The sequence below is a fragment of the Nocardia sp. NPDC049935 genome (genome assembly GCF_055586645.1).
Map to the genome: position 1 here is coordinate 622,039 of NZ_JBVJHV010000001.1, position 13,677 is coordinate 635,715.

Below are 13,677 nucleotides of genomic sequence, written 5' to 3' on the forward strand. Positions count from 1 at the left end.
TTCCGCTTTCAGATACACGATTGCTCGACACATCGGTGATGCTCCTGGCATAGTCTTGGTGCGCACCCGGTGCGGGGTCCGAAACCGCTGTCGGCGTGGTCGATACGGACCACCGGCCCTCCGCACTCCAGGCATCGGGTCGATGTTCCCCCAGGGCCATTGGGGGAGGGGCCCGCACCGGGCGCCCTATGAGTAGAGCGTTGCCGCAACGGAATTCACAGCGGCCTCGTGGATATTTCGCCGGAAATCACCCGCCTTCCATCGCGGGGCATTCCATATTCCGCTCATCCGATTAGCAAGGGGAACGATCATGGCCATGGGATCGACGCTTCCGCGCCGCGCACTGGGGCAGCAGTTGCGAAAACTCAGGGAACGCATCGATATGAGTCAGGCGGCGGCGTCGCGAATCGCCGAGACCAGCCCGCAGTCCTACGGCCGGTTGGAGGACGGCCGTATCACCAAGGTGACCGATATGGCACTCAACGCTCTCGCCAATGCCTACCGGGCGACCGATGACGAGCGTCGGCTCCTGCTCGATCTGGCGCGGGAGATCCGGGTGAGCCCGGCCTCCGGATCGGGCTGGTGGCGGGCGTATTCGGATGCCATCGCGCAAGGTTTCGATCACTATCTGGCGCTCGAGGAGGCGGCCGACCGTGTGACGTCGTGGCAGACGGCGGTGGTACCGGGCCTGCTTCAAACACGGGAATATCGCCGGGCAATGACCTGGGCGTTCCTGCCGAACGGTTCACCCGACGAAGTGGAGCGCCACCTCGATCTGCTCGCCGAGAGGCAGGTATCGCTGGATCGGGAAGAGTTCCGCTTCGAGGCAATTCTGTCCGAGGCCGTGATCCGCCGGAAGGTGGGGAGCTCATCGGTCATCGGCGAACAGCTCGGGCACCTTCTCCGGGTATCGGAAAGCGATTCCGTCGATGTTCGGGTCGTGGCGTTCGCTGAGACGAATCCGGTCGGATTGGCGGGAAACAGCTTTGTTCTGTTCGAGTTTCCGCCTCTTCGTAGTTCTGGTCTCGAGTCGCCTCCCGTCGTCTACATGGAAGGATTGACGGGAAATCTCTATATCGAGAGCGGCGCGGAGGTGACCCGATTCTCTCACGAGGCGGAGACGCTTCGACGTGTAGCGTTGTCGGCGGTGGCATCGCGTGACCTGATGCTACGGGCCTCGAAGGAGTTCAGATGATCGACCTGTCCGGCGAGCGATGGTTCAAGAGTTCACACAGCGCGGGCGGTCAGGATTGTGTCGAGGCCGCCCATATTGCGCGGGGCTCGGTCGCGGTGCGTGACAGCAAGAACCCGTCCGGCCCCGCCCTGATCTTCGACGCCGGGCAGTGGGACGCATTTCTCGGTGCGGCCAAGTCCGGGAATTTCGATCCACACTGATTCGCGGACTCCGATCCCGGCTCCGGGCGCGCTACGGGTTCGGCGGTAGCGCGAGCCGCATCTCGAACTCCAGGCGCGGATCCTCGGGGGAAATGGTCGCGGTGACACCGGTGCGGCGGAAGCCGTGGCGGTGATAGAGGCGTTCGGCGATATCGTTGCCGTCGGAGACCTCCAGGCGGACAGCGGGGTGACCGCCGGCCCTCGCCCAGTCGATCACCGATCGGACGAGGAGGTCCCCCACACCGGCGCCGCGTGCATCGGGTGCCACCCACATCGAGATCAGGTGCGCGCCGTCGCCCTCGGCGACGGCGCCGACCGTGCCGAGATCGAGATCGCCGGTGGTGCAGAGGAACTGCGTCCGGGCGGCGAGAAGGTCGCACCAGCCCTGGTCGGTGCGTGCCTCGGCTTCCGCCAGGGTGGAACCGAAGGCGTAGGGGGCCTCGGCGAGGGCCAGCAGCCGGATGCGGCGGAAACGGGGCCAATCGCCGGGGCCGAGGCGGTGGATGTGGACCTCGTCGATATCCATGGTCACCACCTTCCCCCGGTGTCACCGGCCGGGGGAAGGTGGACGGCGGGGTTCGTTCTTCCGGTGCGGCCCGGACCCGGAGTCATCTCGTGATGCCGGCGGCACGCGCCGCGCGGAGCCAGTCGGGGAATTCGCCGAGCAGCCGGTTGTAGAGGTCGGTGTCGGTCACGGCGTCGATATCGTCGACCGCGAAGAATCCGGCGTTGTCGACGCGACGGCCGGTCATGGTGTCCAGGTTCCGCAGCACGCCGTACTCCGCCTTCCCGAGGCCGATGAACTGCCAGAAGGCCGGCAGTGCCGACGCTTCGCGCAGGAGGGCGCCGATCTTGGATTTCTCACGGAATCCGCCGTCGGTGAAGAACAGGATCAGGGTGGGTTCGCTGTGGCGGGCGACGGAAGCGATGACCTCACGCATGATAGGCAACTCGTTGTTGGATCCGCCCAGCTCGCCGTAATCGATCCCGCCGTGATGGCCCCGCAGGTGAAGGAATTCGGCGCACCAGGCATCCGCCTTCTCGATCGTGACGTCCGGCAGCCGGGCGTAATCGGCGGCGTAGAGGTAGGGCTCGAGTTTCCCGTCGTCGTCGAGCTGGACCGCGACCGGGATCATGCGCTCGACAATGCGCTGGACCGTGCCCCCGGAGTACAGGCGGCGCATACTCCCGGTTTTGTCGATCACCAGGACAACCCGGGCCCGCACCCCGACCGCGCCCTTGTCCAGCAGGACCTTCGTGACCGCGCGTTTGCGGAGATCGAGCTGCTGCCGCTTCTCGAACGAGAGCTGTTCCTCGCCGCGAACCGCTCGGATGTCCTGGCCGAGCCCGTGTCCCGCGCGGCCCGCGGCCGGGATCAGCGGCGGGGTGTCCGGGACCGGGGTGGTCGCCGGGGCCTCGTCCACGGTGATCCCGTGGTCGGTCGCCAGCGCGGCGAGGCCGCCGGCGTAGCCCTGGCCCACCGCCCGGACCTTCCAACCGCCCGCGTGCCGGTACATCTCGACAGCGATCACCACCGATTCCGTATCGAGTCCCTCGATGCGGAAGGAATGACACCGGGAGCCGGAGGAATCGGTGATATGCGCGTGGAGCGGTCCGGAAGGGCCGAAGGTCGCACCGGCGGCGTCCATCGATACGACCACGCGGACCCGGTCGATCTCGGCGGGCAGCGCGCCGAGCGAGAGGGCCACATGCTCGGACCGGCCCGCGGTACCGGGCCGCAGGCGGACGCCCGGGGCGGACGGCTGGTCGAAGAAGACGAAGTCGTCGTCGGACCGGACCGATCCGTCGGCGGTGACCAGTAGCGCGCAGAGATCCGCCGCGGCGGTGATATCGATCGTGACGGTGAGATCGGTATCGGCGAGCCGGGCATTCTGGCCCTTGATCAGGTGCGTGGTGGACATGGATTCCCTCCGGCGGGATGTGTCGGCTCAGTGGAAATCGCGGGGGACCGCCGTTTCGTTGCGGCCGGGTTTGCCGTGAGTTATCCGAGAGTCGGGCGTTCGATTCGGATCGGCGGTGTCGGCGGCGGCCGGCCGCGTGGCGTTCCCGGGTGCCCGCCGCATGCGCCGGTAGAGTTCATGTGCGCATCAATGCACGTCTAATGGCATTTTCGGTTGAGTCGACATGATCGGGGAGGCGATGGACAGGCGTTCGATGCTGGCGATACTGGCCGCGGGTACCGCGGTGGCGCTGACAGGTTGCCAGCGGGCGCAGGGCGACCCGGTGGTTGCCGAGCGGCCGGTGGCGCCGGAGGTGCGGGTTCCCGCGGCCGTCGAACCGCCACTGCTGCCGCCTCCGCCGGGCGGGCCGAGAACACCGATACCGCCCGCGACCATCACCGCCCTGCCGGGCCCCGGCAGCGCGATGGCACTCACCGTGGACGACGGCGCGAGCGCGGAGGTCGTGGGCGCCTACATCCAGTTCGCGAAGGACACCGGCGCGCGCTTCACCTTCTTCGTCACCGGTTACTACCCCGCCTGGACCGAGCATCGCGACGCCTTGCGACCGCTGGTGGAATCCGGCCAGATCCAGCTCGCCAACCATACCTGGGACCACGCCGATCTCACCTCGCTGCCGGAGATGGAGGTCGCCGACGAACTCTCGCGCTGCAAGATGTTCCTGAACAACACTTTCGGGGTGAGCGGTGCGCCCTACTATCGTCCGCCCTTCGGCCGGCACAACGACGCGGTGGACCGGATCGCCGCCGATCTCGGGTACCGGGTGCCGGTGATGTGGTACGGGTCCCTGTCCGATTCCGGGTATATCACCGAGCAGTACCTCATCGAATGCGCCCACAAATACTTCACTCCGCAGACGATCGTCATCGGGCACGCCAACTTCCTTCCTGTCACCCGCTGCTACGGGCAACTGGTGGACATCATCCGTGAACGGAAACTCGCGCTGGTCACCCTCGACGACGTCCTCACCCTCGCCTGACCGGACGCCGGTGGCCCGTGCGGTCTTGGTCACGAGGCCGTAACGCGATCCGAACCGCCATGACATGACGCCCCACCAGACTTCCCCGAGTGTGATCACGCCGGGAAGTGAAGGTGAGGTGATATCACATGACCGCGGAGCCGATGGAACGGACCGTGGCGGACACGGTGTATCAGCAGTTCCGCCGCAGGATCCTGGAAGGGCGCATCAAACCGGGAACCCGGGTATCGATCCGTTCGCTGGCCCAGTCGGCCGGAGTGTCGACCATGCCGACCCGGGAAGCGTTGAAGCGGCTGCAGTTCGAAGGGCTGGTCGCCTTCGACCGGCGGGCGGTCACGGTGACGGCGCTCGACGCGGAGGAGATCCGGCAACTGTTCGCCATCAGGCTGACGGTGGAACTCCTCGCCACCGAATGGGCGCTGCCCCGGCTGGACGAGGACGGAATAGCCGCCATGCGGGCCGTTCTCGACGAAATGAACGATCCCGCGATCGCCCCGGACGCCTGGCGTGAGCTCAATCGCACCTTCCACCAGACCTTCTACAGTCATGCCCGCAGCCGCTATCTCATCGAGCTGATCCACAACATCTGGGACCGGATCCAGCCCTATATGGCGATCTACGCCTCGGCGGGTCACAACCTGGACGACGCCCGGCAGGACCACGAGCACATGATCGGGTTGATGGCCGGCCGGAAACTCGATGCCCTCCTCGACGCCACCAGGTATCACATCGAAACAACCGCGGAGGCCATCATCGGCGCGCTCGGAGAACCACACGGATCGGACGCCGCCACGGTGGACTACGAGGAATTGTCGATCGCGTCGTTCCACCGGATGATCGAGCGCGGCGAGACCACCAGCGCGAAACTCACCGGCTGGTATCTGGACCGGATCGAGGAAATCGACTCGACCGGTAATCCGGACGGCCCGCAACTGAACTCCGTGGTCACGCTCAACCCGGACGCCTTGGCCGACGCCGCGCGACTGGACGAGCGGTACGCGCGGACGGGCGAATTCGCCGGACCGCTGCACGGCGTTCCGGTTCTGGTCAAGGATCAGGGCGAGACACGCGGTATACCGACGTCCTTCGGGTCCGAGGTCTTCGCCGATTACCTACCCGACACCGATGCCGCGGTCGTCCGGCGCCTCCGGGAGTCGGGCGCGGTCATCCTCGGCAAGACCGCGATGTGTGATTTCGCCGCGGGCTGGTTCTCGTTCTCGTCCCGGACCGGCCACACCAAGAACCCGTACGACACCGACCGGGAGACCGGGGGATCGAGCGCCGGGACCGCGGCGGCGGTCACCGCCAACCTGTGTCTCGTCGGTATCGGCGAGGACACCGGCGGATCGATCCGGCTACCGGCTTCGTTCACCAATCTCTTCGGCCTGCGGGTCACGACGGGGCTCATTCCCCGCACCGGCTTCTCGCCGCTGCTGCACTTCCAGGACACCCCCGGGCCCATGGCGCGTACGGTCCCCGATCTGGCGGCCGTGCTCGACAGCATCGCCGGGTACGACTCCACCGATCCGTACACCGGTATCGCGACGGCTCATCCGGACATCGGGAACTACGCCGCCGGGGTCGGCGAGGTGAACGCGGAACTGTTGCGCACCTTCCGGATCGGCGTGCTCACCGACGCCTTCGGCGCCGGACCCGACCAGGAATCGACGAACGCCGTCGTGCGGGCGGCGATCGAGCATCTCGGCAGGCTGGGCACCGAGGTGGTCGACGGGGTGCGCCTCGCGGACCTGCCCTCGTGGATCGCGGAGACGTCGCTCTACACGCGCTGCTCCAGGAAGGACATCAACGATTTCCTGGCGCGGCGCCCCGGCGCCCCGGCCGCATCGGTGGACGAGATCGTCGCGGCCGGGCGGTTCCACCCGCTCACCGACCTGTTCGGGGATCTCGTCTCCGGCCCGGACGAACCCGGCGACGACCCGGTCTACCTCCGGGGGCGGCTGCGTCAGGAGCAATGGCGGCGGGTCCTCGTCTCGATGATGGCGGAGGCCGGTGTGGACTTCCTGGTCTACCCGACGGTTCAGGTCCCGGCCCCGACGCGGGCCGAACTGGAAGCGAAACGCTGGACCGCGCTCGACTTTCCCACCAACACCGTGATCGCCTCCCAGACCTCGCTGCCGGCGATGAGTATCCCGGCCGGTTTCACCGATTCGGGCCTGCCCATCGGCCTGGAGGTGCTGGGCCGGCCGCTGTCGGAGCTCTCGCTGCTGCGTTTCGCGCGGGCGTGGGAGCTGGCCGCGAGGCCGCGGCGGCCGGCGATATCGACGTCCTCGGCTTCCCGCTGATCACAGATTTTCCACGTCAACGGTGACCTGGACGGAATCTTCGGCGCCTCGGCGCTTCTCGTTCGACAAAGGATGGTCTCGCATGACAACAACGCGTATCGACGAAACACCGGCGGTGGAACCGGATAAACACACCGGGCTCGAGGAGGAATTCGAGAATGTCCCGGTCCCCGAATCGCATCGGCGGTCGGTGTTCTCGGTATCGGCGGTGTGGTTCGGATTCCCGATGGTCCTCACCTCCGCCATCTTCGGCGGGACCATCGCCTACGGACTGGGCTTCTGGAAGGGCGTGCTGTCCATCCTGATCGGCAATCTCGTCCTGTTCGCCTACGTCGGCGCGCTGTCCTATCTCGCGGGCACCACCGGTAAGAACTTCGCGCTCAGTGCGGCCGAAACGTTCGGCCGGAACGGGGCGAAGATCGTGGCGGGCTTCCTGTCGACGGTCGTGATCGGCTGGTTCGCCTTCCAGACGGGATTGACCGGCGCGACCCTGGAAACCTCACTCGGCTGGAATGCCACGCTGCTCGCCCTGGTCGCGGGCCTGCTGTACATCGGTATCACCTTTATCGGCATCCGCGCGCTGACCATCATCGGCCTCATCGCGGCGCCGCTGTTCATCGCCCTCGGGATCGTCGCCGTGGTGATCGCGACGCGCTCCGACGGTATCGGTGCGATCACCTCCTACCAGGGCGCGAGTGATGCGACGGTGCTCTCGGTCGGCGCGGCGATCTCGATCGTGGTCGCCGGTTTCGTCGACTCCGGAACGATGACCGCCGACTTCACCCGCTGGTCCCGCAACGGCAGGGAAGCCGTCGTCGCCACCTTCAGCGCGTTTCCCGTCGCCAACGCGATCGCCATGATCGTCGGCGCGATCGTCGTGGCCGCGGGCGCCGCCGTGAACCCGGCCGCCAACGGCGGTGATTTCCTGCCGATCCTCACCGATCACGGTGCGGTGCTGACCGTTCTCGCGGTCGTCTTCGTCTTCGTGAACCTCGGATCGGTCTGCGCTCATTGCCTGTACAACGGCGCGGTCGGGTGGAGCCAGCTCACCGGGTCGAAGATGCGGCTGCTGACCATCATCCTCGGGGCCGTGGGTGTGGTGATCGCGCTGGCCGGGGTGTGGAGCCATTTCGCCACCTGGCTCAATCTGCTCGGTATCTTCGTGCCCTCGATCGGCGCGGTGCTGATCGTCGATCAGCTGATCACCCGCCGCGCGGCCGCGCGCACGATCACAGGTCTGCGGGCCCAGCCGTTCGTCGCCTGGTTCATCGGCGCCGCCTGCGCCTACGCGGTGCACCACTGGGCGCCGCAACTGAGCGAAGCCCTCGTCGGAATGGTGTGCGCGGTCGTCGCGTACCTCGTCGTCGAGGCGGTCGTCCCGGAACGGGCCGGCCGCACCGCGGTCGCCGATACGACAGAAACCGAGGTAGCGCAATGACACTCGCCTCCGAGACCGCACTGGCCGGAATGTCGGCGGTGGAGATCGCCGCGTCGATCCGCGACGGCCGGATGACAGCGACCGACGTCGTGGAGAGCGCGCTCGCCCGGGTCGACGCTCTCGACGGCAGTCTGCACGCCTTCGTCGAACGCACCGATTCGATGGCGCGGGCGCAGGCGGCCGAAGTGGACGCGGCCTTCGCCCGCGGTGACGACCCGGGACCGCTGGCGGGAGTGCCGATCGCGGTCAAGGATCTGATCGCCACCGCGGGAGTACCGACCCGGAACGGGTCGGTCGTCTACGGGGACTGGATTCCCGACGAGGACGATATCGTCGTGGAGCGGGTCAAGAACGCCGGAGCGGTGATTCTGGGCAAGACCACCGTTCCCGAGTTCGGGTACAGCGCGGCCGGTCACAGCCCGGTGTCGCCACCGGCCCGCAACCCGTGGAACCCCGCACTGACTCCCGGCGGCTCCTCGGCGGGCTCCGCGGTGGCGGTCGCCACCGGTATGTCGCCGCTCGCCCTGGGCAGTGACGGCGGCGGGTCGGTCCGGATTCCCGCGTCGCTGTGCGGGCTGGTCGGATACAAGGCATCGATGGGCCGGGTCCCGCTCTACCCCGGATGCCGGGACGAGCGATTCCCCGGTATGTCGAGCTGGGAGACCATCGAGCACATCGGCCCGATGACGCGCTCCGTCGCGGACGCGGCGCTGCTCATGTCGGTGATCGCCGGACCGGATCCCCGCGACCGGCATTCCCTGCCCGCCGGTGACGTCGACTGGCGCGCAGCGGTTTCCGGGCCTGCGGCCGGGGGACTGGCCGGAAAACGCATCGCCTATTCGGCCGACCTCGGCTATCTGCCGGTCGATCCGCGGGTCCGGTCGACCGTGGCGGCGGCGGTCGAGACCTTCGAGACCCTGGGCGCCACGGTGGTCGAGGCCGATCCGGGAATCGATGACCCGCGGTCCTATATCTGGTCGATCGTCATGGCCGACAGCGATCTGGTGGGTATGCGCGGGCTGGTGGCACAGCATCGGGACCGCATGTCCCCGCATCTCGTCGATCTCATCGAAAAGCCCTGGACAGCGGAGGAGTTCACGACCGCGCAGATGATGCGCAAACGCGTGGTCAACCAGCTGTGGCGGTTCATGCGGAACTACGACCTCCTCATCACACCGACCCTGGCCGCACCCGCGTTCCCGATCGGTATCCAGGGCCCCGAGCTGATCGACGGCCGGATGGTGGATGCCGGGAGCTGGCTGGGTTTCCTGAATATCTTCAACTGGTCCGGACAGCCCGCGATCTCGGTGCCGGCGGGATTCACCGCCGACGGATTGCCCGTCGGTCTGCAGATCGTCGGCCCGCATCTGGGCGACGCCGCGGTGCTCGCGGCGGCGGCGCTCTACGAACAGGAAAAGCCGTGGCAGCACCTGTGGCCGGAACTCGGGTCACCGGCGGCCGGTGCGATAGGAGAGGAGTATCCCGCCCGATGAGCGGACTCGACGGACTCAACCCGACACCGGGCGCGCTGGTCCTGGGATTGGTACAGGCGCGCGTGCCCACCATTCGCGAACCCGGCGATCTGCCGGCCACCGCCGAGCGGCTGGCGGGCATCGTGCGGGGCGCCAAGGCAGGTATGCCGACCATCGATCTGGTGGTCCTGCCGGAATACAGCATCAACGGGCTCGACCCGCAGACCTGGCTCGACGACGCACTGCTGTGCGACCGGGACGGCCCCGAGATGACGCTGCTCGCCGAGGCCTGCCGCGAGGCCGGGGTGTGGGGGTGCTTCTCGATCATGGAACGCAACCCCGCGGGAGCGCCCTGGAACAGCGGGATCGTCATCGACGACACCGGCCGGGAACGGCTGTACTACCGCAAGATGCATCCCTGGGTACCCGCCGAACCGTGGGCGCCGGGCGACCTGGGTATCCCCGTCTGCGAGGGACCGGCGGGGTCGACACTGGCGCTGATCATCTGTCACGACGGCATGCTGCCCGAGATGGCACGGGAGGCCGCCTACAAGGGCGCGAACGTCATCCTGCGGACGGCCGGCTACACCTACCCGATCCGGCAGGCCTGGCAGATCACCAATCAGGCGAACGCGTTCCAGAACCTGGCCTACACCGCCTCGGTGGCGCTGGCCGGACCGGACGGCAACAACATCTGGTCGCAGGGCGAGGCGATGGTCTGCGATATCGACGGCACGATTCTGGTGCACGGGGACGGAACACCCGACCGGGTGGTCACCGCGGAGGTGGTCCCGGCGCGCGCGGACCAGGCCCGGCGGACCTGGGGCGTGGAGAACAATATCTACCAGCTCGGGCACCGCGGATACTCCGCCGTCGAAGGCGGCGCGCGCGACTGCCCGTACACCTTCATGCGGGACCTGACGGAGGGCGTGTACCGGGTGCCGTGGGAATCCGAGGTCCGTCATGTGGACGGGACGGGCGCGGGCTGGGGTGTGCCGGCCGAAGTCCGCGCGCGCTAGCGGTCAGGCGGATTCGGCGAGGTTGTCGGCCGTCCAGATCTCGGCGAGTTCCTCGAGGGGGAGTTCGAGGACGCGGCTGAGGGAGACCACCGTGCCGAATCCGGGAGAGGGGAGGCGGCCGGTTTCGATCTTCCGGAGGGTCTCGGGGGAGATACCCGCCGCGCGGGCGACATCGGCCAGGTCCCGGCCGTCGCGGGCGGTGCGCAATCGGACGCCGAGGCGGCGGCCGGCATCGATCTGGGAAGGGGTCAGGGGGAGGCGGACCATGCGCTCCAGCTTAGAAGTGGTATTAATGTACCGCAAGGACGGTATAGAAATACCGATGATTCTGGAGGCTGTCATGGTGGAACTGAAAACACCCGAGGAGATCGACCGGATCGGAGTCGCGGGCGCGTTCGTGGCCGAGATCCTGGCCGAATTGCGGGCCAAGGCCGGGGTGGGGGTCAACCTGCTCGAGCTGGAGGCAATCGTGCGGGAGCGGATCCGGGACCGGGGCGCGCAGTCCTGCTACTGGGATTATTCGCCGTCGTTCGGGCGGGGCCCGTTCCGCAACACCGTCTGCCTGTCGGTGAACGACGCGGTACTGCACGGGCTGCCGTTCGACTACGACCTGCGCGACGGCGACGTGCTGACCATGGATCTGGCCCTGGGCATCGACGGCTGGGTGGCCGACGCCGCCACCACGATCATCGTCGGGACGCCGGATCCGGAAGATCAGCGGCTGGTGCTGGCCACCGAGGAGGCTCTGCGCGCGGGTATCGACGCCGCACAGGCCGGGCGCCGGATCGGCGATATCTCGGCCGCCATCGAGGCGGTCGCGCGGCGGCACGGCTACCCGGTGAACACCGAATTCGGCGGGCACGGGCTGGGACGCACCATGCACGAGGACCCGCACGTATCCAACGCGGGCCGGGCGGGGCGCGGCTATCCGCTGAAGCCGGGCCTGGTGATCGCCCTGGAACCGTGGTTCGCCAGGACCACCGACCGGATCTACACCGACCCCGACGGATGGACGCTCCGCTCCGCGGACGGATCGCGCACCGCGCACTCCGAGCACACTGTCGCCATCACCGCCGACGGGCCGCGGGTGCTCACCGCGGCCTGAGGGGGAGTGCCGCAGACGCGCCCCTCACCGCAGGGTGAGGGTGGTCTCCGACTCGATATGGGTCAGCTTCTCCGGATTGCGGACGAAGTAGAGACCGCGGATGCGGCCCTGCTCGAAGCGGAACGCCAGGATGCCGTCCAGGACATCGTCGACCTTGACGACGAACGCGGGACTGCCGTTGATCACCGTGAATTCGACGGCGCCGCGGTCTTTCCCACGGCGTCGGCGATCTCGTCGTAACCGAAATCGAAGACCTCACGCAGCACGAATACCGCGCGCTCGGTCGGCGACAACGTCTCCAGCACCAGCATGAGCGCCATCGACACGCTATCGGCGAGTTCGGCGTTCTCCGCGACATCCGGCGTGGTGAGCAGCGGTTCGGGCAACCACTGGCCGACGTAGGACTCCTTGCGGCGGTTCATGGATCGCAGCCGGTTCAGCGACTGGCGGGTGGTGATCCGGACCAGATACGCGCGCTGATCCTGCACTTGCGCGAGATCGACCTCGACCCACCGCAACCAGGTCTCCTGCAGCACGTCCTCGGCGTCGGCCGCGGAACCGAGCATTTCGTAGGCGACGGTGAACAGCAGATTGCGGTGGGCGACGAAGGTCTCGGTCGCGGTATCGCCGACGGGGTTGCCCATGATGTCGGTCCCTTTCTGGGGGTGCGGTGCGCCCGGGCGCGGAACGGGTCGTCCGGACCCGTGATCGACGGGTCCGGACGCCGGAGGAGTCAGGCCGCGGGTTCGCGGACGGTCGCGGTCGCTGCCCGGCGGTTCGCCACGAGTGCGGCGCGTTTACCGTCGGCGACCCACCGCAGTGAACCGGGTTTGCGCGCCTCCGCCGCCAGATGCCCGACGGTATGGACGCAGACGAACTCCTTGAGCCTGGCCCCGGCGCCGCCCGCGACGAAATACCGGTTGGCGGCGTCGTCGCGCGAGGCGAACTGGAAGATGCCGGCGGCGCGCCCCAGGCTGATGCACTGCCCGAAGAAGCCCAGGTCGATCGGTGCGGGGGTGCGGCCGGCGATCCGGGCGAGCACGGTATCGGCGGCATGCGCGCCGATCCTGGTGGCCGACTGGCAGCTCATCCGGAACGGCAGATCCGAGGGGGCGGTACTGTCCCCGGCTCCGATGATCCGGTTGTCGGTGACACTGGTCAGCGTTTCGTCGGTGCGCAGACGCCCGGCCTCGTCGGTGCTCAGCCCGCTGCGGGCCGCCAGATCCGGGACACCGAAACCGGCGGTCCAGATGGTCACCGCGCTCGGCAGCTCGCGGCCGTCACGCAACCGCACCGCCTCCCGCGTCACGGCGGTCACCCGGGCGTCGGGCCCTTCGAGCACGGTGACGCCCAGCCGGGCCAGCCGTTTCGCGACCGAACGCCGCCCCCGCGCGTGCAGGTACGGGCCGAGCACCCGGCCGCAGACCAGGGTCACCGGGCGGCCCCGTTCCGCCAGTTCGGCGGCCGTTTCGATACCGGTCGGACCGGCGCCGACCACTGTCACCGGCGCGGTCGCGGGCGCCTGTGCCACCACCGGCAGCAGCCGCCGCGCCTCCTCGTAGGTGGTGATCGGATAGGCGAATTCGGCCGCCCCGGGAATACCGGGATCGGCGCTGCCGCTGCCGACGGCGTAGATCAGATAGTCGTAACGCCGGGCGCCGCCGGCGGCCAGTTCCACCGTGCGACCGGCGGCGTCGATACGGGTGACGGTGTCCACCACCAGCCCGACCCGTTCGGCGAGGACCTCGCGATACGGGACGACCGCGTCGTCGGAACCGCCCACCAGCTGATGCAGGCGGATCCGCTCGACGAAATCCGGGCGCGGGTTGATCAGGGTCACGGTCACATCGTCGCGCTGGGTCAGCCGGTTGGCGGCCAGGACGCCGGCATAGCCACCGCCGATCACGACTACCTCGGTGTTCTCCGACATGATGTCTCCTCGCTTCAGGGGGTCGAGCATGAGACACCGGGGAACCGCGGCGTGTGA

General features: G+C 68.1%; 12 protein-coding genes and 1 pseudogene. 8 read left to right on the plus strand and 5 right to left on the minus strand.

The features are described from left to right. Nucleotides 1-310: 310 nt before the first annotated feature. Both ACZ6SF_RS02965 and ACZ6SF_RS02970 read left to right on the plus strand, forming a co-directional pair. Entirely contained in the window at nucleotides 311-1,195 is an 885-nt protein-coding gene (locus tag ACZ6SF_RS02965) for a helix-turn-helix domain-containing protein (protein ID WP_466060234.1), read from the plus strand. After that, nucleotides 1,192-1,395 carry a DUF397 domain-containing protein gene (locus ACZ6SF_RS02970; protein WP_466060236.1) on the plus strand — a complete coding sequence of 68 codons (204 nt, stop codon included), beginning with the start codon at nucleotides 1,192-1,194 and terminating at the stop codon, nucleotides 1,393-1,395. The genes ACZ6SF_RS02965 and ACZ6SF_RS02970 overlap by 4 nt, the downstream gene beginning before the upstream one ends. Before the next feature lie 31 nt (nucleotides 1,396-1,426). Here ACZ6SF_RS02970 and ACZ6SF_RS02975 read toward each other — a convergent pair whose 3' ends face one another. Then, nucleotides 1,427-1,921, minus strand: a complete 495-nt coding sequence (locus ACZ6SF_RS02975; protein WP_466060238.1) for a GNAT family N-acetyltransferase — start codon at nucleotides 1,919-1,921, stop codon at nucleotides 1,427-1,429. An 82-nt stretch (nucleotides 1,922-2,003) separates the two neighbouring features. Continuing rightward, a complete protein-coding gene (locus tag ACZ6SF_RS02980) occupies nucleotides 2,004-3,317 on the minus strand; it encodes a vWA domain-containing protein (RefSeq protein WP_466060240.1) in 1,314 nt (437 codons plus the stop codon). 238 nt (nucleotides 3,318-3,555) lie between these two features. On the opposite strand from ACZ6SF_RS02980, the gene ACZ6SF_RS02985 reads away from it, so the two are divergent. The 5 genes from ACZ6SF_RS02985 (at nucleotide 3,556) to ACZ6SF_RS03005 (ending at nucleotide 10,585) form a co-directional block, all read left to right on the plus strand. Continuing rightward, a complete protein-coding gene (locus ACZ6SF_RS02985; protein WP_466060242.1) occupies nucleotides 3,556-4,353 on the plus strand; it encodes a polysaccharide deacetylase family protein in 798 nt (265 codons plus the stop codon). A 128-nt stretch (nucleotides 4,354-4,481) separates the two neighbouring features. Then, a complete protein-coding gene (locus tag ACZ6SF_RS02990; RefSeq protein WP_466060244.1) occupies nucleotides 4,482-6,656 on the plus strand; it encodes an amidase family protein in 2,175 nt (724 codons plus the stop codon). 82 nt (nucleotides 6,657-6,738) lie between these two features. Further along, the gene (locus ACZ6SF_RS02995; RefSeq protein ID WP_466060246.1) at nucleotides 6,739-8,094 is read left to right on the plus strand and encodes a cytosine permease; all 1,356 of its coding nucleotides are present in this window, start codon (nucleotides 6,739-6,741) and stop codon (nucleotides 8,092-8,094) included. Beyond that, nucleotides 8,091-9,587, plus strand: a complete 1,497-nt coding sequence (locus tag ACZ6SF_RS03000) for an amidase (RefSeq protein WP_466060248.1) — start codon at nucleotides 8,091-8,093, stop codon at nucleotides 9,585-9,587. The genes ACZ6SF_RS02995 and ACZ6SF_RS03000 overlap by 4 nt, the downstream gene beginning before the upstream one ends. Beyond that, complete coding sequence (locus tag ACZ6SF_RS03005) at nucleotides 9,584-10,585, plus strand: formamidase (protein WP_466060249.1); 1,002 nt, start codon at nucleotides 9,584-9,586, stop codon at nucleotides 10,583-10,585. Before ACZ6SF_RS03000 ends, ACZ6SF_RS03005 begins: the two co-directional genes overlap by 4 nt. A 3-nt stretch (nucleotides 10,586-10,588) precedes the next feature. Here ACZ6SF_RS03005 and ACZ6SF_RS03010 read toward each other — a convergent pair whose 3' ends face one another. Next, complete coding sequence (locus tag ACZ6SF_RS03010; protein WP_357421500.1) at nucleotides 10,589-10,852, minus strand: helix-turn-helix transcriptional regulator; 264 nt, start codon at nucleotides 10,850-10,852, stop codon at nucleotides 10,589-10,591. 73 nt (nucleotides 10,853-10,925) lie between these two features. Between ACZ6SF_RS03010 and map the strand changes: the two genes are divergently transcribed. Next, the gene (gene map, locus ACZ6SF_RS03015) at nucleotides 10,926-11,690 is read left to right on the plus strand and encodes a type I methionyl aminopeptidase (protein ID WP_466061317.1); all 765 of its coding nucleotides are present in this window, start codon (nucleotides 10,926-10,928) and stop codon (nucleotides 11,688-11,690) included. Between the two features lie 24 nt (nucleotides 11,691-11,714). Here the strand turns inward: map and ACZ6SF_RS03020 are convergent. Both ACZ6SF_RS03020 and ACZ6SF_RS03025 read right to left on the minus strand, forming a co-directional pair. Next, nucleotides 11,715-12,334 (minus strand): annotated as a pseudogene (locus ACZ6SF_RS03020) (sigma-70 family RNA polymerase sigma factor). A gap of 89 nt (nucleotides 12,335-12,423) precedes the next feature. Beyond that, complete coding sequence (locus ACZ6SF_RS03025) at nucleotides 12,424-13,620, minus strand: NAD(P)/FAD-dependent oxidoreductase (protein WP_466060252.1); 1,197 nt, start codon at nucleotides 13,618-13,620, stop codon at nucleotides 12,424-12,426. Nucleotides 13,621-13,677: the final 57 nt, after the last annotated feature.

Excerpts from the sequence above, each read along its gene's own strand:
- ACZ6SF_RS02980 (WP_466060240.1), bottom strand. The coding sequence starts at position 3,317 with ATGTCCACCACGCACCTGATCAAGGGCCAGAATGCCCGGCTCGCCGAT.
- ACZ6SF_RS02985 (WP_466060242.1), top strand. The coding sequence starts at position 3,556 with ATGGACAGGCGTTCGATGCTGGCGATACTGGCCGCGGGTACCGCGGTG.
- ACZ6SF_RS02990 (WP_466060244.1), top strand. The coding sequence starts at position 4,482 with ATGACCGCGGAGCCGATGGAACGGACCGTGGCGGACACGGTGTATCAG.
- ACZ6SF_RS02975 (WP_466060238.1), bottom strand. The coding sequence starts at position 1,921 with ATGGATATCGACGAGGTCCACATCCACCGCCTCGGCCCCGGCGATTGG.
- ACZ6SF_RS03010 (WP_357421500.1), bottom strand. The coding sequence starts at position 10,852 with ATGGTCCGCCTCCCCCTGACCCCTTCCCAGATCGATGCCGGCCGCCGC.
- map (WP_466061317.1), top strand. The coding sequence starts at position 10,926 with ATGGTGGAACTGAAAACACCCGAGGAGATCGACCGGATCGGAGTCGCG.
- ACZ6SF_RS03000 (WP_466060248.1), top strand. The coding sequence starts at position 8,091 with ATGACACTCGCCTCCGAGACCGCACTGGCCGGAATGTCGGCGGTGGAG.
- ACZ6SF_RS03005 (WP_466060249.1), top strand. The coding sequence starts at position 9,584 with ATGAGCGGACTCGACGGACTCAACCCGACACCGGGCGCGCTGGTCCTG.
- ACZ6SF_RS03025 (WP_466060252.1), bottom strand. The coding sequence starts at position 13,620 with ATGTCGGAGAACACCGAGGTAGTCGTGATCGGCGGTGGCTATGCCGGC.
- ACZ6SF_RS02995 (WP_466060246.1), top strand. The coding sequence starts at position 6,739 with ATGACAACAACGCGTATCGACGAAACACCGGCGGTGGAACCGGATAAA.
- ACZ6SF_RS02970 (WP_466060236.1), top strand. The coding sequence starts at position 1,192 with ATGATCGACCTGTCCGGCGAGCGATGGTTCAAGAGTTCACACAGCGCG.
- ACZ6SF_RS02965 (WP_466060234.1), top strand. The coding sequence starts at position 311 with ATGGCCATGGGATCGACGCTTCCGCGCCGCGCACTGGGGCAGCAGTTG.